Below are 17,027 nucleotides of genomic sequence, written 5' to 3'. Positions count from 1 at the left end.
AACCATGAGCCAATCCGTTGAACTTGTCATCGGTGGGATGACCTGCGCCTCCTGTGCGATGCGGGTCGAGAAGAAGCTGAACCGGATGGACGGGGTGACCGCGACCGTCAACTACGCCACCGAGAAGGCCAAGGTCACGTACGGCGACGGTGTCACCACCGACGATCTGGTCGCGACCGTGGAGAAGACCGGCTACACCGCGGCTCTCCCAGTTGTTGCTGAGGGCAAGGAAAACGAGATCGACGAGCTCCGGCCGTTGCGCGAGCGACTGATCGCGAGCGCCGTCCTCGCCGTACCGGTGATTGCCTTCGGCATGATTCCGGCGCTGCAGTTCGACTTCTGGCAGTGGGCGTCGCTGACGCTGGCGTTCCCGGTCGTGACGTGGGCGGCCTGGCCGTTCCACAAGGCCGCCTGGACCAACCTGCGGCATGGCGCGGCGACGATGGACACGCTGATCTCGGTCGGCGTGCTGAGCGCCTTCGGCTGGTCGCTCTATGCGCTGTTCCTCGGCTCCGCTGGTGAGCCCGGGATGACGATGCCGTTCACGCTGATCCCATCGCGAGGTGGCGGCGCCGAGGAGATCTACCTCGAAGTCGCGGCCGGCGTGACGACCTTCATCCTGGCCGGCCGGTACTTCGAGGCCCGGGCCAAGCGGCGGTCGGGTGCTGCTCTGCGCGCCCTGCTGGAGCTCGGCGCGAAGGAGGTCGCCGTACTGCGAAATGGCGTGGAGACGCGGATCCCGGCCGAGCAGCTGATGGTCGGTGACGAGTTCGTCGTCCGGCCGGGCGAGAAGATCGCGACCGACGGGGTCGTGGTCACTGGGAGCAGCGCGGTCGACGCGTCCATGCTGACCGGTGAGTCGGTGCCGGTCGAGGTCGGTTCGGGTGACGCCGTCGTGGGGGCGACCGTGAATGCGGGCGGTCGGCTCGTGGTCCGGGCGACCCGGGTCGGCGGGGATACCCAGCTCGCGCAGATGGCGCGGCTCGTGGAGGACGCGCAGAACGGGAAGGCCGCCGTACAGAGGCTTGCGGACAGGGTGTCCGGGGTCTTCGTGCCGGTCGTGATCGGGCTGGCGCTGGCCACGCTCGGCTTCTGGCTGGGTAACGGTTCGCCGGTCGAGGTCGCGTTCACCGCGGCGGTCGCCGTACTGATCATTGCTTGCCCTTGTGCACTTGGGCTTGCCACGCCGACCGCACTCCTGGTCGGCACCGGGCGGGGCGCGCAGCTCGGCATCCTGATCAAGGGTCCCGAGGTGCTCGAATCCACCCGTCGCGTCGACACCGTCATCCTCGACAAGACCGGCACCGTGACCACGGGGCGGATGGAGCTGGTCGACGTACTGCTGGCGCCTGATCAGGACCGCGCTGAGGTACTGCGCCTGGCCGGAGCGCTGGAGCACTCCAGCGAGCACCCGATCGCCCAAGCCGTCGCCCGCGCCGCGCTGGCAGCCGGCAAGCTGCCCGAGGTCGAGGACTTCGGCAACGTCGAAGGCCTCGGAGTCCAAGGCATCGTCGACGGCCACGCAGTCCTGGTCGGCCGCACCCAGCTCCTGGAGGAGTGGAGCCAGCACCTCCCCGCCGAGCTGGCGCACGCGAAGGAGCACGCCGAGGCCGAAGGCAGCACCGCAGTAGCCGTCGGCTGGGACGGTCAGGCCCGCGCCGTACTGGTGATCGCCGACACGGTGAAGCCCACTTCGGCCCAGGCCATCAAAGACCTGAAAGCACTCGGCCTGCGGCCAGTCCTCCTGACCGGGGACAACGAAGCCGTCGCACGGAAGGTCGCCCGCGAAGTAGGCATCGACGAGGTCATCGCCGAGGTCCTACCGGCCGGCAAGGTGGATGCGGTGAAGAAGCTACAAGGCGAGGGCCGCGTCGTCGCCATGGTCGGCGACGGCGTCAACGACGCCGCCGCCCTGGCCCAAGCGGACCTAGGCCTCAGCATGGGCACCGGCACCGACGTAGCCATCGAAGCCAGCGACCTGACCCTCGTCCGCGGCGACCTCCGAGCCGCCGCCGACGCCATCAGGCTCTCCCGAAGCACCCTCCGCACCATCCGCGGCAACCTCTTCTGGGCCTTCGCCTACAACGTAGCCGCCATCCCCCTAGCCGCCGCCGGCCTCCTCAACCCCATGCTCGCCGGCGCCGCCATGGCCCTCAGCTCAGTCTTCGTAGTAACCAACAGCCTCCGCCTCCGCCGCTTCAAACCCCTCACCTGAGCAACAATGTGGCCGTACGGCAACATCCAATAAAGTTGCCGTACGGTCACATTTCGCCTTTGTGGTCGTACGGCAACTTTTGCTAAAGTGGCGGTACGGTCACATTGATCAGGAGGTGCCATGGAGATCCGCTCGGCACGCAATCTCGGTGCAGCGGTGCGCGACGCACGCCGCCGGCACGGCCTGACCCAGCAAGAGCTGGCTCGCCGAGCAAACGTCTCCCGGGAGTGGCTCGTCCGGCTCGAACAGGGCCACGCGCGCCTCGAGTTGCAACTGGTTCTGAACACACTCGCGGCTGCCGGCCTTGTCCTCGAGGTCAGCGATGACGATCCAGCCGTCGACGACCTGACCGCTGCCGCCTGGTCGGAGGTCTTCAGCACCCTCACCGAAGACTCGACCGAATCCGCGGCCCAGTCCGGCCTGCCCCCAGCTGCCAATGGCTGAAGCACACCTCGCCACCTACCTCGACGGTGTCCGGGTCGGCACTCTCCAGCAGAGCGCACACGGCAGCCTGTCGTTCGAGTACGACGACGCCTATCGGCACGATGCGTCGACCGTGCCGTTGTCCCTGTCGATGCCCAAGGCAGAAGGCACTCACGCCAACAAGAGAGTTCTCGCGTTCATCTCCGGGCTGCTGCCTGACAGCGAGCCGGCGCTCCAGCGGCTCAGCCGGAAGTACGGCGTCTCCGCCAACAATCCGTTCGCCTTGCTGGGGCATATCGGCCGCGACGTAGCGGGCGCCGTACAAGTGCTGCCGATGACGTCGGACTGCGACGACGCGGCCGGTCGGCAAGGTGAGATCGAGTGGCTCGACGAGGAGGACTTCGACCGAACGCTCACCGGCCTCGCCCGGAGTCCGGAGAGCTGGGATCCGGGCCGGAACGCAGGCCGATGGAGTCTGGCCGGCGCTCAGAGCAAGATCGCCTTGTTTCGCTCACCGGAAGGGCGTTGGGGAGTGCCGTGCGACTCGACACCGACCACGCACATTCTCAAACCTTCGATGCCACGCTTTGCCGGGCATCACCTCAACGAGCACCTGTGTCTGCGGGCAGCACAACTCTGCGGTCTGCCCGCCGCGGACACCGAGCTGCTCACATCCGATCACTACGAGGTGCTGGTCGCCCGCCGGTACGACCGGATACTCGACAAAGCCGGTCGCTGGCGACGGCTGCACCAAGAGGACCTGTGCCAGGCGCTCTCTGTCCCACCCGGTAAGAAGTACCAGTCCGACGGCGGCCCGGGCATTGCGCAGATCGGGCGGCTACTCACCACCAGCGGTCTGCCCGCGTCTCAACAGACCAACCTCCGTACGTTCTTCGACTACCTCGTCTACAACGTCGCGATCGCGGCGACGGATGCGCACGCGAAGAACTTCTCGATCCTGCTGGGCCCACGCGATGTCCGGCTGGCACCGTTGTACGACGTTGCGTCCTACCTGCCGTACGACCAGGAGTCGCGGCTGCAGTCGGCGATGAAGATCGGCGAGCACTGGGACATGGTCAGCGTCACCGAGAAGGACTGGGCAGTCGTTGGCAACCGTCTGGGTCTGACCCACGATGAGGCGATCAGCCGGGTCAGAACCCTCCGGGCGCAGATCCCGATGGCCTTTGCGAAGGCCGCAGGCGAGCCGGGGATTCCCGACTCGCTGCGTGACCAGGCCCAGCGAATCGCAGAACTGATCGGCGGTTAGCGGATCCAGGCGGTGGTGTCCGGGGGGAGTTTGCCGTTGTCGAGGGGGCTGCTGGTGAGGAGGAGGTCCTGGTACGGCGGGAGGTCGATCGGCTCGGGGGTGAGGTTGGTGATGCTGGTGAGGGACTCTCGTTGGAAGGACAGGACGCCGGGGGCGGAGTCGAGCCAGGTTAGGGATCCGTCGCCCAGGTGGTGGCGGCGGATTGTCAGGGCGTTGCGGTAGAGGGCGAGCATGGAGTTCTGGTCGGCTTGCTGGGATTCGACGGTGAGGTTCTTCCAGTCGGGGGGTTGGGGGAGCCAGGGGGTTCCGGTGCCGAAGCCGAAGGGGGGTTCCTTGCCTGACCAGGGGAGGGGGACTCGGCAGCCGTCGCGGCCTCGGTCGGTGCCTTGGGAGCGGGCGAAGATGGGGTCCTGGAGCAGGTTGTCGGGGAGGTCTTCTACCTCGGGGAGGCCTAGTTCTTCGCCTTGGTAGACGTAGACGGCGCCGGGGAGGGCCATCGCCAGCAGGGCTGCGGCGCGGGCTCGGCGTTCGCCCAGGACCAGGTCGGTGTGCATGCCGTGTTTGCGGTCCTGGTGGGAGAACGACGTGTCGGGGCGGCCGTACTTGGTGACCGGGCGGGTGACGTCGTGGTTGGAGAGGACCCAGGTGGGGGGTGCGCCGATCGGGATGTGGGTCTGGAGCGTGAGGTCGATCGAGGCGCGCAGCTCGGCGGCTTCCCAGGGGCGGGAGAGGAAGTCGAAGTTGAAGGCGGTGTGCATTTCGTCGGGGCGCAGGTAGAGCGCGAAGCGCTCCTGGTCCGGCATCCACATCTCGCCGACCAGGAAGCGGCCGTCGTACGAGTCGGTGATGCGCCGCCATTCGCGGTACACGTCGTGCACCTCGTCGTGGTCGGTGTAGGACTCCTCGACGCTGTCCAGATCCTTGAACAGTACGGCGGCGCTGTCGATCCGGATGCCGTCGACGCCGCGGTCCAGCCAGAAGCGGAGGATGTCGTGGAACTCCTCGACCACCTCGGGGTTGCGCCAGTTGAAGTCGGGCTGCTCGGGAGCGAACAGGTGCAGGTACCACTCCCCGTCCGGTACCTGCGTCCATGCCGGGCCGGCGAAGATCGACTGCCAGTCGTTCGGCGGCTGATCACCACGCCCCGGCCGGAAGATGAACCGTTCGCGTGCAGGCGAACCCGGTCCGGCCTGCAGGGCCTGGAGGAACCAGTCCTGCTGGTCGGAGCCGTGGTTCGGGACGATGTCGATGATGGTGCGGATGTTCAGCGCGTGTGCCTCGGCGATGTACGCCTCGGCCTCGGCCAACGTGCCGAAGGCGGGCTCGATCGCGCGGTAGTCGGCGACGTCGTACCCGCCGTCGGCCATCGGGGACGGGTACCAGGGGTTGAGCCAGATCGCGTCGACGCCGAGCTCGGCCAGGTACGGCAACCTGGCGCGCAGACCGGCGAGGTCGCCGATCCCGTCACCGTTGCCGTCGGCAAAGCTGCGCAGGTAGACCTGGTAGATCGCCGCGCCACGCCACCAAACGTCTGCCATCGAAGCTCCTTAACCTTTGAGGGAACCGGCGGTGAGGCCGGCCATGATGCTGCGCTGGAACACGAAGAAAACAAGGATCGTGGGCAGACTGGCGATCACCAGCGACGCGATCAGCACGTTCTGCGGCATCTGCGCGGACAACGACGCGATCCCGACGCTGATCGACATCTTGTCGGTCTCCGGCAGCACCAGCAGCGGCCAGACGAAGTCCTTCCACACGGTCACCACGGACAGGATCGAGACCACGCCGAGGATCGGCCGCGACACCGGCAGCACGATCGACCAGAGGATCCGCATCGGTGACGCGCCGTCGATCTCGGCCGCCTCCAGCAGTTCCTTCGGGATCGAGTCGAAGAACCGCTTCAGCAGGAACACGAAGAACCCGTTCGCGGCCGCCGGCAACCAGATCGCCCACGGGGTGTTGAGCAGATCGAGGTGCAGGATCGGCAGATCCTTGGCCACCAGGTACGTCGGCAGCAGCAGCACCATCGGCGGGATCATCAACGTGGCCAGCATCAGCCCGAGGACGACCTTCCCGAACATCGGCCGGAGCTTCGACAACGCGTACGCCGCGGAGACGTCGACTGCGAGGGTGAACAGCCACGCGCCCCCGGCGTACAGGGCGGTGTTCTTCAGGAAGACGCCGAGCTGGAGCTGGTTCCACGCCTCGACGTACACGCCGAAATCGAAATGCGAAGGGAAGAAGCTCGGCGGGATCTGCGCGAGTTCGTCGGGCGACTTCAGGGCGCCGGTGATCATCCAGTACAGCGGGAAGACGAAGGCACCGGTGAAACCGATCACGGTGATGACGAGGATCGTCCAGTAGATCGCCTTGCCACGCGAAGACTGCAGGGACAGCGGGGACACCAGGGTTCTCGTCATCGCTCCGCCTCCCGGGAGACTCGCAGGTAGATCGCGGAGAACGTCATCAGCACGATCATCAGCATCAGGCCGAGCGCGCTACCGCCACCGAAGTCACCGAAGTTGAAGGCGTACTGGTACATCAGGTAGGCGACCGTGACGGTCGCGTTCTCCGGGCCGCCGCCGGTGAGCAGGTACGGCTCGATGAAGACCTGCATGGTGGCGACGACCTGCAGGAGCAGCATCACCAGCAGGATCAGCTTGGTCTGCGGGATCGTCACGTGCCAGACCCGCCGGAACAGACCGGCACCGTCGAGCTCGGCGGACTCGTAGAGATCACCGGGGATGCTCTGCAGCGCGGCCAGGTAGATGAGGGTGCCGGTCCCGAGGTTCATCCAGGTCGACACGAGCACAAGGCTGATGAGCGCCGTACTGGTGGAATCCAGCCAGCTCAAGGCCGGTATCCCAAAAGCCCCAAGCACCTGGTTGAACAGGCCGGCGCCCGGATCGTAGAACCACTTGAACAGCAGTACGGCGACCGCCGGCGGCAGCATCACCGGCAGGTAGACCACGAACCGCAGGTACGCCTTGGCGTGCTTCAGCTCGTTCAGTACGACCGCCAGCACGAACGGCACCGCATATCCGACCACCAGTGCCAGCCCGCTGAAGACCGCGGTGTTCAGCCAGGCCTGCCGGAACGCCGGATCCTCGATCACGTTCCGGAAGTTGTCGAATCCGACCCACTTCCCGGGGTCCACGAAGTTGTTCTCCTGGAAGCTGAGAACCACCTCCCGGACCATCGGATACCAGGAGAACAAGGCGAAACAGATCAGCGCACCACAGAGAAATCCGTACGCCGTGAGGTTCCGCCCGACCGCGCGTTTCAGCGCACCTCGATCGTCCGGGCGCGGGCCCGCCGCCCTCGGTTGAGGACGGCGTACCCGCTCTTGGGTGACAGTCATTACGTGTTCTTTGCCAGGATCTTGTTGGCCTTGGACTCAGCGTCGCTGAGCAGCTTGTCGATATCGGCGTCCTGACGGGTCAGGACGGCGGACATCGCGACGTCGAGGACGGCGTACAGTTCCTGCGCCTTCGGCGGCTCGAGCTTGTTGGTGATCGTGGACTGCGCGGTCACGTACGGCGTGAAGTGGTCGACCGGGACCGTGGCGAACTGCTTGCGCAGGGCAACGATCTCCTTCCCCGGGGCGGAGTCGCCGTACAGGTCCGGGATCGGCAGACCGACCGGGCGGCCCTGCTCCTTGGCGCGGGCGTAGTTGAACTGGCCCTGACCCGGCGTGAGCTCGTGGAACTCCAGCCAGAGCAGACCGGCCTTGATCTTCTCCGGTGACGCCTTCGGGTTGAACATGTAGCCGTCACCACCGCTCAGCGACGACTTGCCCTCGGACTCCGGTACGGCGGTCACCCCGTAGTCCTCGAACTTGCCCTGGAAGTCGTTGTTCACCGACTGCACCACGTCCGGTGCGCCGATCATCATGCCGAGCTTGCCCGAACCCATCATGCGCATCAGGTCCTCCCACTGCAGCAACTGCTTGCTGCCCATGGAGTTGTCGTTCCAGCGCATCGTCTTCAGGTTCTCCAGCACCGCCTTGCCTTCGGGGCTGTTGAACGCGGCGGTCTTGCCGTCGTCGCCGACCATCGAGCCGCCGCGGGCGTACAGCGACGCGGCGAAGTGCCAGCCGCCGGTGTTGCCTGCGGAGTACTCACCGAAGCCGACGTAGCCGGCGCCGAGCCCGGCGATCTTCTTGGCCGCGGCCTGCACCTCGGCCCACGTCTTCGGCGGGCTGTCCGGGTCGAGCCCGGCCTGGGTGAACAGCTTGCGGTTGTAGACCAGGCCCATGTTGTAGTTGTTGCGGGGCAGGCCGTACGTCTTGTCGCCGTCCTTGAAGACGCCCTGGACATCCGGGCGCAGGTCCTTGGCCGCCTTGACCTCACCGATGTACTGACTGATGTCGGCGGCCTGACGGGCCTTGATGATCTTCTGGACGTCGGTGTAGTAGACGTAGAACACGTCCTCCTGGGTCCCGCCGGCCAGCTTCGCCTGGAAGGTGTCCGGGTTGATACAGGGGAACGCGTCCTTGCTCTCGATGGTGATGTCCGGGTGCAGCTTCTGGAACGCGGCAACGTCGGCGTCCCAGGCCTCCCGTTCCTTCGGATTGCTCTTCGGTGGCTGACAGCCGACCGTGATCGTGACCGGTCCGCCGGAGCCTTGAGCTCCCGGCTTGTCGTCCCCCGAGCCGCAGGACACGGCCCCCAGCCCGAGTCCCGCCACCAGCAGCAGGCTGAGCCCGCGGCGCCTTGTCGTCATGTTGAACCCTCTCCCTCGACTCTGCGCCACACCGTAGGGTTGTCGACACATGAACGCAATACTTCAAGAGAAGATTGCAAAAACGTGACTTGAGTACGGCTGAACACACCAACGCCCCGTCCACCTGGGGTGAACGGGGCGTTACCGGCAGTGAGAGCTAGCTGCGAGCCCGGGCCGTCGAGGCCCGTACGACGAGCTCCGGCTCGAAGAGGAGTTCGTCGGCCGCGACGGCGGCTCGCTCGATCAGCGCCATCAGCATCTCGACGGCCGCACGGCCCATCGCGTCGATCGGCTGGCGGACGGTAGTGAGGGGCGGGTCGGTGCAGTTCATCATCGCGGAATCGTCGTACCCGATCACCGAGACATCGCCAGGGACGTCCAGACCGGCCCGCCGTACGGCGCGGATGACGCCGAGCGCGAGGATGTCGCTGGCGCAGACGATGCCGGTGACGCCCGCGGCGACCAGCCGGCTGCCGGCGGCATGACCACCCTCGAGCGAGAACATCGTGTGCTCGACCAGCTTCGGATCCCCCTCGTCGGAGGCGAGGAACGCGGCCAGCTTGCGGCGCGACGGGATGTGGTCCCGCGGGCCGAGAACCATGCCGATCCGCTGGTGTCCCAGCGTGCGCAGGTGTCCGATCGCCATCTCCGCGGCGACCGTGTCATCGGTCGACACTTGAGGGAAGCCGAGGTGATCGACGGCCGCGTTCACCAGAACGGTCGGCAGCTTCCGCTCCTGGATCAGCTCGTAGTGAGCATGCGGCGCGTCCGCCTGCGAGTAGAACCCACCGGCGAAAACCACCCCGGAGACCTGCTGCTGCAAGAGCAGGTCGACGTAGTCCGCCTCGGACACACCACCGACCGTCCGGGTGCAGAGCAAGGAGGTGAAACCTTGCTGCGCCAACGCTCCCCCGACGACCTCGGCGAACGCCGGGAAGATCGGGTTCTGCAACTCCGGCAAGACCAGACCGACCAGCCGCGCCCGGTCGCCACGCAGTTGGGTCGGACGCTCATAACCCAGTACGTCGAGCGCCGTGAGCACCGCTTCCCGGGTCGCCTCGGACACTCCGGGCTTGCCGTTCAGCACCCGGCTCACGGTGGCCTCGCTGACGCCGACCTTCTTGGCCACCTCTGCAAGTCGTCGTGTCATGACGCAAACAATACGCCCATCTACGCAATTTCTTGCAAGGACTTGCGTACTCGCTGAAGTCTCAATATTCCTGACAGACTGTTCGCCGTGCCTCGCTTTGTCGCTACCCGTCCGGACACCGGTCTACTGTCGCTCCCGTGGGATATCCCGCTGGAGGACTGGCCCGAGGAAGAGCTGGTTGCGCTGCCTCGCGGTATCTCGCGGCATGTGGTCCGGTTCGTCCGGGTCAACGGCACGGTCTACGCGATCAAGGAGGTGCTCGAGCACCTCGCCCTGCACGAGTACCGGCTGCTGCGCGATCTGGAGCGCCTCGAGTCCCCCTCGGTCGAGCCAGTCGGCGTCATCACCGACCGCATCGACCGCAACGGCGAGCCGATCGACTCGATCCTGATCACCCGGCACCTGCAGTTCTCACTCCCGTATCGCGCGCTGTTCTCCAGCACGCTGCGCCCGGACACCGTGAACCGGCTGATCGACGCCCTGGTCGCGCTGATCGTCCGGATGCACCTCCTCGGCTTCTTCTGGGGCGACTGCTCCCTGTCCAACACGTTGTTCCGGCGCGACGCCGGCGCGTTCGCGGCGTACCTGGTGGATGCCGAGACCGGCGAACTGCACCAGGAGATCTCCAGCGGCCAACGCGCGCACGACCTCTACACGGCCGAGATCAACCTGTTCGGCGAGCTGTCCGACCTCGAGGCCGGCGGTCTGCTGGACGAGTCGCTCGACCCGCAGGAGATCGTGCAGTCGATCCAGGACCGGTACGAGGCGCTCTGGAACGAGCTGACCGCTCCCGAGGAGTTCGCCACCGACGAGATGCACCGGCTGGACTCGCGGATCCGACGGCTCAACGAGCTCGGTTTCGACGTGGCCGAGATCGACATCATCACCGACTGGGACGGCAGCCAGGTCCGGATCCAGCCGAAGGTCGTGGACGCCGGCCACCACTCCCGCCGCCTGATCCGGCTGACCGGTCTGGACGTCGAGGAGAACCAGGCCCGCCGCCTGCTCAACGACCTCGACTCCTACGCCGCCGCCACCGACCAGCAGAACGAGGACGAGGAGATCGTCGCCCACGAGTGGCTGACCGACGTCTTCGAACCGGTCGTCCGCTCGGTCCCCCGCGACCTCAAGCGCAAGCTGGAGCCGGCCGAGGTCTTCCACGAGGTCCTCGAACACCGCTGGTTCCTGTCCGAGCAGGCCGGCCACGAGGTCGACACGATGGAGGCTGCCCGCTCGTACGTCGAGAACGTGCTGAGCGCCAAGCCCGACGAGAAACTGGCGCTCCCGCCGGCACCGCTGCCTGGCAGCACCATGGACCCGGATCTCGACTGACACCTTCGGGACAAGGCACTCCTCAACCGCACACACCAGCGGAGCCTCGAAGGATGAACGTCTCGGCTGGTGCCCGCCTAGTGGTAGGCCTGCCGATGCAACGTCCTGCGCTCCGCTAGCGTGCAATCGGGTGGGAGGTGCCGGATGGAGAGGCCTGAGTTCGACGACTGGGTCGCGCAGCGAGGTGCGGCGTTGCTGCGCTTCGCGTACCTGGTCACGCGGGACCACAGCCGCGCGGAAGAAGCGGTGCAGGAGGCGCTGATCTCGGCGTATCCGCGCTGGAAGCGGATCACGCGGGACGGCGATCCGGAGGCCTACGTACGGCGTTCGATCGTGAACGCGGATATCTCGCGCTGGCGAAAGTTCTTCCGGCGGGAGACGGTAACGGAGTCACCGGTGGTGGGGGATGCGCCTGATCATGCGCCTGATCATGCGGCTGCTCATGCCGATGCGGATGCTGTTTGGGCGTTGTGCGCGACGCTGCCGACCAAGCAACGGGCGGCCGTGGTGCTCCGGTACTACGAAGACCTGTCCGACGGCGATATCGCGGTCATCCTCGACTGCTCCCCCGCAACCGTCCGCTCCCAGATCCACCGCGCGCTGGCCACGCTGCGCGCCACCGTGACCGAGGAGGTCAACCGCTGATGGACAGTTCCGAGCAGAAGATCGCGGACAGCCTCGCCAGGCACGCCGTCGACGCCCCCTCCGACCACGCGCTCCTGTCGACAGTCCACGCGCGCCTGCGCCGCCGCCGTACGGGCAGGGTCGCGGGCGCCGCCGTACTGGCCGCCGCCGTCATTGCTACCGCCTTCACCGCGAACCACACGCTCCGCACAGAGCCGGAGGTGGCGCAGACCAAGCCGGGGTGGCGCTGGGAGTCGTACAAGACCGTGCAGGTGCAGGTCCCGGAGAGCTGGGATCGCTACATCGCCGGCCCAGCCCCCTGCGGCACCTGGGAAGGCCCGACAATCGGCCGCTGGTACGACTGGCAGCCACGCGACCAGTACACCTGCGAGCAGGCCGTCTATCCGCTGAAGGACCGGCAGCCGTATGTCTGGTTCGACGACGCGCAGGCGCCCGGGATCAAGCAGTACGACGGCGGCTGGTCGGAGGAGACCCGCCTCGTCGGCGGCACGAAGATCAGCGTGCTGGCGCCGGACGAGACGCTGCGACGGCAGATCATCGACACCGCCCGCCCGATCACGAACGTCGACGCCTACGGCTGCACACCGGAGAACCCGCGCCCGGCAACCGCCGTACTGAACGAGGAAGCCGACGGCGCGGAGATCTGCGAGTACTTCCAGGGCAAGCTGATCGCCGGTTCGCACCTACCCCCGAGGATCGCGGCACAACTGGCCAAGGCGATGGCCATAGATCGCACCGCACGCTTCCCGGCACCCGCCGCGGGATGCGAGAACGACGATCCGCGCACATACGTCGTACAGTTCCACGCCGGCACGAAGACCTGGACGATGCGGCTGGACCACAACCGCTGCATCCTCCTACACCCCGCCAGCCTGGACGTCCTCCGCACCGGCCCCCACCGCGCCTACGACCCAAGCCAACTCCACGACCCACCCGGAAAAATCACCCCACCGGTGCGTTAGCGCGGGGGCATGCGGAGGGCGCCGTCGAGGCGGATTACCTCGCCGTTGAGGAGTTGGTTGTCGAGGATGTGGCGGACCAGGGCGGCGTACTCGGCGGGGCGGCCGAGGCGGGAGGGGTGGGGGATCTGCTGCTCGAGGATCGTGCGGGTTTCTTCGGGGAGGCCGGCGAGCATGGGGGTTTCCATGGTGCCGGGGGCGATGGTTACTACGCGGATGCCCTTGTCGGCAAGGTCTCTCGCGGCGGTGAGGGTGAGGCCGACGATGCCGCCCTTGCTGGCTGCGTACGCCGCTTGGCCGACCTGGCCGTCGTACGCGGCGATCGACGCGGTCATCACGACGACGCCGCGGTCGCCGTCGGCGGTGGGGTCCTGGGCGATCATGCGCTCGGCGGCGAGGCGGAGGACGTTGAAGGTGCCGATCAGGTTGACCTCGATCACCTGGCGGAAGGTTGCCAGGGGCAACGGGCCCTTGCGGCCGACGACCCGGCCGGGGGTGGCGATGCCGGCGCAGGTGACGACGACTCTTAACGAGCCGAGTCCGGCTGCTGCGGCGAGGGCGGACGTGACGGCGGCTTCGTCGGTCACGTCGGCGGGGGCGAAGACGACCCGGTCGCCGAGCTCGTCCGCCAGCGCCTTGCCCGCCGAGGACGGGAGGTCGACGATGACTACGCCGAGCCCGTCCGCGGCCAACCGGCGTACCGTCGCTTCTCCGAGGCCGGAACCACCACCGGTGACGAGGGCGACATCGGACGGGCTGAACTTCATCACACGCTCCTGAGCAGGTCGCGACTGATCACCAGTCGCTGGATCTGGTTGGTACCTTCGAAGATCTGGGTCACCTTGGCCTCGCGCATGTAGCGCTCGGCCGGGAACTCCCGCGTGTAACCGTAGCCGCCGAGGACCTGGACGGCGTCGGTCGTGACCTTCATCGCGGCGTCGGTGCAGACCAGCTTGGCGATCGCGGCCTGCTGGGTGAACGGGCGGCCGAGGTCGCGTCGGCGGGCGGCCTGCAGGTACGTCGCTCGGCCGGACTCGACCGCGGCTGCCATGTCGGCGAGCAGGAACTGGACGCCCTGGAAGTCGGCGATCGCCTGGCCGAACTGCTGACGCTCCTTCGCGTACGACGCTGCTACCTCGAGCGCGGCCTGAGCCAGCCCGATCGCAGTCGCCGCAATGCCGAGCCGGCCGGAGTCGAGTGCCGACAGCGCGATCCGCATCCCGTCACCCTCGGCACCGATCAGGTTCGCGGCCGGGATCCGGACCTGGTCGAAGTTGACCAGGGTGGTCGTCGAACCGGTCAGGCCCATCTTGCGTTCGGGTGCGCCGAAGCTCAGCCCCTCGGTCGGCGCCGGGACGTGGAAGGCGGAGATACCGCGCTTCGGGTCGGGCGACGTACGGGCGAAGGTGGTGTAGAAGTCGGCGTGCGAGCCGTGGGTGATCCAGGACTTGGTCCCGGTGAGGACGTAGGAGTCGCCGTCGCGGACTGCCTTGGTCGTCATCCCGCTGATGTCGGAACCGGCCTGCGGCTCGGACAGCGCGTAGGCGCCGAGCAGCTCGCCGCCGACCATGCCGGGCAGCAGGCGGGCCCGCTGCTCCTCGGTCCCGAACGTCGCGAGCCCGTAGCTGGCCATCGTGTGCACGGACACGCCGACGCCGACCGACATCCAGGCGGCCGCGATCTCCTCGAGCATCTGCAGATAGACCTCGTACGGCTGGTCGGCGCCGCCGTACTGCTCCGGGTAGGGCAGACCGAGCAGACCCGCCTTCCCGAGCGTGCGGAACGCGTCCCGCGGGAACGACTCGGCCTCTTCGGCCTTGGCGGCGTACGGCGCCAGCTCGTGCTCACACAGGTCGCGGACGAGCGCGAGCAGGTCAGTGGATTCCTCGGTCGGCAACAGGCGATCGACACTCATCAGGCGGCCCTCCCCGGGTCTACCAAAACGATACCAGCAATGATACTGACGGCCATACTTCAGTATCGTTCTATGCTGTCTTGTTATGACGACAGTCGTGCCTGGCCGCCGCACCCGCAGGCAGAGCGAGCTGCTCGACCGCCTCCTGTCCCTGTTCCTCGAACAGGGCTTCAGCCGGTTCACCCTGGACGACCTGGCCGCCGAGCTGCGCTGCAGCAAGACGACCCTGTACGCGCTGGCGCCGAGCAAGGAGCAGCTCGCCGTCGAGGTGGTCAAGCACTACTTCAAGAACGCCACCGCCCAGGTCGAGTCCGCGGTCGCCCGGCAGACCCGGCACGACCGCCGGATCGCGGCGTACCTGAACGCTGTCGCCGACGCGCTGCGCCCGGCCAGCCGGACGTTCCTGGACGACGTCGCGACCTTCGCGCCGGCCCGCTCGGTCTACGAGCGGAACACCCGGATCGCCGCCGAGCGGGTCCGGACGCTGATCGAGGACGGCATCAACAGCAAGACCTTCCGGCAGGTCGACATCGCCTTCGCCGCCGAGATGATCGCGCACACCATGCAGGCCATCCAGCGCGGTGACATCGCCCGCCGTACCGGCCTGAACGACGCCGAGGCCTACCGCGAGCTGGCGTCGTTCGTGCTGCATTCGCTCCGGTTGGATTAGGTCTGTAGTTTTCCGGCATGGAACTCAGGCTGGGTCCGCTCCTGCGGTACGTCGATGAGACGCGGGCGACCGTCTGGGTGGAGACCTCCTCACCGTGTTCGGTGGAGGTGCTGGGGCATACCGCACAGACCTGGTCGGTGCATGGACATCACTACGCGCTGGTGCTCGTGGAAGGGCTCGCGCCGGACAGCTCCACGCCGTACGAGGTGCGGCTGGATGGCGACGTGGTGTGGCCGCTGGCGGACTCCGACTTTGGGCCTAGTGTGATTCGGACGCCGCGGGCGGACGGGACTTTCCGGATGACCTTCGGGTCGTGCCGGCGGTCGGCGCCGTTCTCAGCTGAGGGGTTCAAACGGTTCGGGCCGGACGCACTGGTGGCGCTGGCGGGTTTGGAGGAGTTGCCCGACGCACTGCTGCTGCTCGGGGATCAGGTGTACGCCGACGAGCCGTCCGAGGCCGTACTGGAGCGGCTGCGCGACGCTCACGGCGGGCGGCAGGGGTCCGACGTGGCCGACGAGATCGGGAACTTCGAGGAGTACACCTGGCTGTACGACGACGCCTGGCTGGAGCCGGCCGTGCGCTGGCTGTTCTCGACCGTGCCGCTGTGCATGCTCCTGGACGACCACGACCTGCGCGACGACTGGAACACCTCCCTGACCTGGCGGCGCTGGATCACCGCGCAACCGTGGTGGCGGGATCGCGTGGTCGGGGCGTACGCGTCGTACTGGGTGTACCAGCACCTGGGGAACCTGTCGCCGGAACAGCTCGACCAGGATGCGACGTACCGGGCGATGCTGACGCTCTCCGACGACGAGGAGCGGACGGCGTACCTCGACAGCTTCGCGTGGGCCGCTGACGACGACCCGGCCTCGACCCGGTGGAGCTTCTACCGCGACTTCGGTACGGCGGCGCGCGGGGTGCGGCTGGTGGCGATCGACTCGCGGTGTTCGCGGCACCTGGAACCGGGTGAGCGCGCGATGGTCGATGCGCATGAGTGGGCCTGGGTGGAGAAGGTTGTACTGGAGGCCAACCGGCCGATTCACCATCTGTTGCTGGCATCGACACTGCCGTTCCTCCTGGCGCCAGGGCTGCATCACTTGGAGGGCTGGGACGAGGCGATCTCGTCCGGCGCGTGGGGACCGCGGGGTGCGCGACTCGGGGAGCGGATCCGGCAGGGGATGGATCTGGAGCACTGGGCGTCGTTCCGGAAGTCGTTCGACGATGTGACTGCGCTGTTGAGTGCGGTGGTGAGTGGTGAGGATCCACCGGCGTCGATCCTGATGCTGTCGGGCGACGTGCACTGCAGCTACATCGCTGAGGCTTCGCTGCGGACGGTTGAGCACCCGGGTACGGCGATCCGGCAGCTGACGATGTCGCCGTTCCGGAACCCGGTGCCCAAGCACGTGCGGTGGGCGAACCATCTGCTCGATGCTCGGTGGATGACGTGGCTGCTGCACCGGCTGGCGCGGTCGGCCGGCGTACGGGATGTGGCGGCGGACTGGCGGCTCGCGCACGGGCCGTGGTTCGGGAACGGCGCGATGACGGTGACGCTGTCCGGTGAGAGCTGGGCGGTCGAGGTGGAGCACGCTTCACTGTGTGGTGACGAACAGCTACTGGGGCGCACGCTCAGTTATCCTCAGTCGAACGCCTGACCGGGGCGGTGGGGTGGGGAAGGAATCAGCGCCGTCCGGAAGTTGCCATGGCGGCTCTGTTAGCCCCTCGTCGT

15 protein-coding genes are annotated in these 17,027 nt (G+C 67.3%); 8 read left to right on the top strand and 7 right to left on the bottom strand.

What is annotated here, in order from left to right; genetic code table 11:
• The first annotated feature begins 4 nt into the window (after nucleotides 1-4).
• The 3 genes from ACFCV3_RS09570 (at nucleotide 5) to ACFCV3_RS09560 (ending at nucleotide 3,905) form a co-directional block, all read left to right on the top strand.
• A complete protein-coding gene (locus tag ACFCV3_RS09570; RefSeq protein ID WP_376028042.1) occupies nucleotides 5-2,215 on the top strand; it encodes a heavy metal translocating P-type ATPase in 2,211 nt (736 codons plus the stop codon).
• A 120-nt stretch (nucleotides 2,216-2,335) separates the two neighbouring features.
• Nucleotides 2,336-2,659, top strand: a complete 324-nt coding sequence (locus tag ACFCV3_RS09565) for a helix-turn-helix domain-containing protein (protein ID WP_376028041.1) — start codon at nucleotides 2,336-2,338, stop codon at nucleotides 2,657-2,659.
• Nucleotides 2,652-3,905: a type II toxin-antitoxin system HipA family toxin gene (locus tag ACFCV3_RS09560; protein WP_376028040.1), complete on the top strand. Its 1,254-nt coding sequence runs from the start codon at nucleotides 2,652-2,654 to the stop codon at nucleotides 3,903-3,905. Before ACFCV3_RS09565 ends, ACFCV3_RS09560 begins: the two co-directional genes overlap by 8 nt.
• Here ACFCV3_RS09560 and ACFCV3_RS09555 read toward each other — a convergent pair.
• The 5 genes from ACFCV3_RS09555 to ACFCV3_RS09535 all read right to left on the bottom strand — a co-directional run bounded on the left by ACFCV3_RS09555 (nucleotide 3,902) and on the right by ACFCV3_RS09535 (nucleotide 9,780).
• A complete protein-coding gene (locus ACFCV3_RS09555; RefSeq protein ID WP_376028037.1) occupies nucleotides 3,902-5,443 on the bottom strand; it encodes an alpha-amylase family glycosyl hydrolase in 1,542 nt (513 codons plus the stop codon). The two genes, ACFCV3_RS09560 and ACFCV3_RS09555, sit on opposite strands and share 4 nt — an antisense overlap.
• Before the next feature lie 9 nt (nucleotides 5,444-5,452).
• Nucleotides 5,453-6,325: a carbohydrate ABC transporter permease gene (locus ACFCV3_RS09550; RefSeq protein WP_376028035.1), complete on the bottom strand. Its 873-nt coding sequence runs from the start codon at nucleotides 6,323-6,325 to the stop codon at nucleotides 5,453-5,455.
• The gene (locus tag ACFCV3_RS09545; RefSeq protein WP_376028033.1) at nucleotides 6,322-7,266 is read right to left on the bottom strand and encodes a carbohydrate ABC transporter permease; all 945 of its coding nucleotides are present in this window, start codon (nucleotides 7,264-7,266) and stop codon (nucleotides 6,322-6,324) included. The genes ACFCV3_RS09550 and ACFCV3_RS09545 overlap by 4 nt, the downstream gene beginning before the upstream one ends.
• A complete protein-coding gene (locus ACFCV3_RS09540) occupies nucleotides 7,266-8,630 on the bottom strand; it encodes an ABC transporter substrate-binding protein (RefSeq protein WP_376028030.1) in 1,365 nt (454 codons plus the stop codon). Before ACFCV3_RS09540 ends, ACFCV3_RS09545 begins: the two co-directional genes overlap by 1 nt.
• 157 nt (nucleotides 8,631-8,787) lie before the next feature.
• The gene (locus tag ACFCV3_RS09535) at nucleotides 8,788-9,780 is read right to left on the bottom strand and encodes a LacI family DNA-binding transcriptional regulator (protein ID WP_376028028.1); all 993 of its coding nucleotides are present in this window, start codon (nucleotides 9,778-9,780) and stop codon (nucleotides 8,788-8,790) included.
• Nucleotides 9,781-9,846: 66 nt separating this feature from the next.
• Between ACFCV3_RS09535 and ACFCV3_RS09530 the strand changes: the two genes are divergently transcribed.
• From ACFCV3_RS09530 to ACFCV3_RS09520, 3 genes are all read left to right on the top strand, one after another.
• The gene (locus tag ACFCV3_RS09530; RefSeq protein ID WP_376028729.1) at nucleotides 9,847-11,112 is read left to right on the top strand and encodes a DUF4032 domain-containing protein; all 1,266 of its coding nucleotides are present in this window, start codon (nucleotides 9,847-9,849) and stop codon (nucleotides 11,110-11,112) included.
• 144 nt (nucleotides 11,113-11,256) lie between these two features.
• Nucleotides 11,257-11,757, top strand: coding sequence for a SigE family RNA polymerase sigma factor (locus tag ACFCV3_RS09525; RefSeq protein ID WP_376028026.1), 501 nt, complete (start codon nucleotides 11,257-11,259; stop codon nucleotides 11,755-11,757).
• The gene (locus ACFCV3_RS09520) at nucleotides 11,757-12,719 is read left to right on the top strand and encodes a hypothetical protein (RefSeq protein ID WP_376028024.1); all 963 of its coding nucleotides are present in this window, start codon (nucleotides 11,757-11,759) and stop codon (nucleotides 12,717-12,719) included. Before ACFCV3_RS09525 ends, ACFCV3_RS09520 begins: the two co-directional genes overlap by 1 nt.
• On the opposite strand, the gene ACFCV3_RS09515 is transcribed toward ACFCV3_RS09520, so the two are convergent.
• Together ACFCV3_RS09515 and ACFCV3_RS09510 are read right to left on the bottom strand one after the other, a co-directional pair.
• Nucleotides 12,716-13,483, bottom strand: a complete 768-nt coding sequence (locus ACFCV3_RS09515) for an SDR family NAD(P)-dependent oxidoreductase (protein ID WP_376028022.1) — start codon at nucleotides 13,481-13,483, stop codon at nucleotides 12,716-12,718. The two genes, ACFCV3_RS09520 and ACFCV3_RS09515, sit on opposite strands and share 4 nt — an antisense overlap.
• Nucleotides 13,483-14,631, bottom strand: coding sequence for an acyl-CoA dehydrogenase family protein (locus ACFCV3_RS09510; RefSeq protein ID WP_376028020.1), 1,149 nt, complete (start codon nucleotides 14,629-14,631; stop codon nucleotides 13,483-13,485). Before ACFCV3_RS09510 ends, ACFCV3_RS09515 begins: the two co-directional genes overlap by 1 nt.
• Nucleotides 14,632-14,716: 85 nt before the next feature.
• On the opposite strand from ACFCV3_RS09510, the gene ACFCV3_RS09505 reads away from it, so the two are divergent.
• A complete protein-coding gene (locus tag ACFCV3_RS09505; RefSeq protein WP_376028017.1) occupies nucleotides 14,717-15,301 on the top strand; it encodes a TetR/AcrR family transcriptional regulator in 585 nt (194 codons plus the stop codon).
• A gap of 17 nt (nucleotides 15,302-15,318) precedes the next feature.
• The gene (locus tag ACFCV3_RS09500; RefSeq protein ID WP_376028014.1) at nucleotides 15,319-16,953 is read left to right on the top strand and encodes an alkaline phosphatase D family protein; all 1,635 of its coding nucleotides are present in this window, start codon (nucleotides 15,319-15,321) and stop codon (nucleotides 16,951-16,953) included.
• The last annotated feature ends 74 nt before the right edge of the window (nucleotides 16,954-17,027 follow it).

The organism is Kribbella sp. NPDC056345 (genome assembly GCF_042262745.1).
Taxonomy (GTDB): domain Bacteria; phylum Actinomycetota; class Actinomycetes; order Propionibacteriales; family Kribbellaceae; genus Kribbella.
Note: the sequence above shows the minus strand (reverse complement) of the source record. Positions and strands in the feature narration are given on the sequence as shown.

Coding starts and splice junctions, on each gene's coding strand:
- ACFCV3_RS09505 (WP_376028017.1), top strand. CDS start 14,717: ATGACGACAGTCGTGCCTGGCCGCCGCACCCGCAGGCAGAGCGAGCTG.
- ACFCV3_RS09520 (WP_376028024.1), top strand. CDS start 11,757: ATGGACAGTTCCGAGCAGAAGATCGCGGACAGCCTCGCCAGGCACGCC.
- ACFCV3_RS09500 (WP_376028014.1), top strand. CDS start 15,319: ATGGAACTCAGGCTGGGTCCGCTCCTGCGGTACGTCGATGAGACGCGG.
- ACFCV3_RS09565 (WP_376028041.1), top strand. CDS start 2,336: ATGGAGATCCGCTCGGCACGCAATCTCGGTGCAGCGGTGCGCGACGCA.
- ACFCV3_RS09525 (WP_376028026.1), top strand. CDS start 11,257: ATGGAGAGGCCTGAGTTCGACGACTGGGTCGCGCAGCGAGGTGCGGCG.
- ACFCV3_RS09555 (WP_376028037.1), bottom strand. CDS start 5,443: ATGGCAGACGTTTGGTGGCGTGGCGCGGCGATCTACCAGGTCTACCTG.
- ACFCV3_RS09535 (WP_376028028.1), bottom strand. CDS start 9,780: ATGACACGACGACTTGCAGAGGTGGCCAAGAAGGTCGGCGTCAGCGAG.
- ACFCV3_RS09560 (WP_376028040.1), top strand. CDS start 2,652: ATGGCTGAAGCACACCTCGCCACCTACCTCGACGGTGTCCGGGTCGGC.
- ACFCV3_RS09550 (WP_376028035.1), bottom strand. CDS start 6,325: ATGACGAGAACCCTGGTGTCCCCGCTGTCCCTGCAGTCTTCGCGTGGC.
- ACFCV3_RS09545 (WP_376028033.1), bottom strand. CDS start 7,266: ATGACTGTCACCCAAGAGCGGGTACGCCGTCCTCAACCGAGGGCGGCG.
- ACFCV3_RS09570 (WP_376028042.1), top strand. CDS start 5: ATGAGCCAATCCGTTGAACTTGTCATCGGTGGGATGACCTGCGCCTCC.
- ACFCV3_RS09540 (WP_376028030.1), bottom strand. CDS start 8,630: ATGACGACAAGGCGCCGCGGGCTCAGCCTGCTGCTGGTGGCGGGACTC.
- ACFCV3_RS09515 (WP_376028022.1), bottom strand. CDS start 13,483: ATGAAGTTCAGCCCGTCCGATGTCGCCCTCGTCACCGGTGGTGGTTCC.
- ACFCV3_RS09510 (WP_376028020.1), bottom strand. CDS start 14,631: ATGAGTGTCGATCGCCTGTTGCCGACCGAGGAATCCACTGACCTGCTC.